The sequence below is a fragment of the Nocardiopsis sp. LOL_012 genome (assembly GCF_048060475.1).
Classification (GTDB): Bacteria; Actinomycetota; Actinomycetes; order Streptosporangiales; family Streptosporangiaceae; genus Nocardiopsis.
In genome coordinates this window covers 1-402 of sequence record NZ_JBHMIV010000123.1, presented here as the reverse complement: position 1 = coordinate 402, position 402 = coordinate 1, and the positions used below count along the sequence as shown (strand labels likewise).

The 402-nt window shown below is 70.9% G+C and carries 1 protein-coding gene; it reads right to left on the bottom strand.

Going from position 1 to position 402, the window contains the following annotated elements; all coding sequences use genetic code 11:
• The coding region (locus ACFHWE_RS23735; protein WP_416604102.1) for an AMP-binding protein at positions 1–391 on the bottom strand (391 nt) is incomplete at its 3' end.
• Between the last annotated feature and the right edge of the window lie 11 nt (positions 392–402).

The following is a 402-nucleotide window of genomic DNA, read 5'->3' as shown; positions in this document are numbered from 1 at the left end:
CGGTCCGGTACATCCGCTCCCCCGGGCCACCGAAGGGGTCGGCCACGAACCGCTCGGCGGTAGCGGAGGGGCGGTTCACGTACCCGTGCCCCAGGCCGACACCCGCGACGTAGAGCTCACCCACCACACCCGGCGGCACCGGACGCAGCCCCTCGTCCAGCACGTAGGTGCGCTTGTTGGCCAGGGGGCGGCCGACCGGCACCCGGCCCTCGGGCACCTCCGTGACCGTGGCCGCGTTGGTGAACACCATCGCCTCGGCCGGACCATAGCCGTGCACCAAACGCACATCCGGGAACCGCTCCCGGAACCGCCGCAGATGCTCCACCGACGGCGCCTCACCACCGGTCATCACCTGCCGCACGCGGGCGAACGTCTCCGGATACTCATCCAACAGCAGATTGA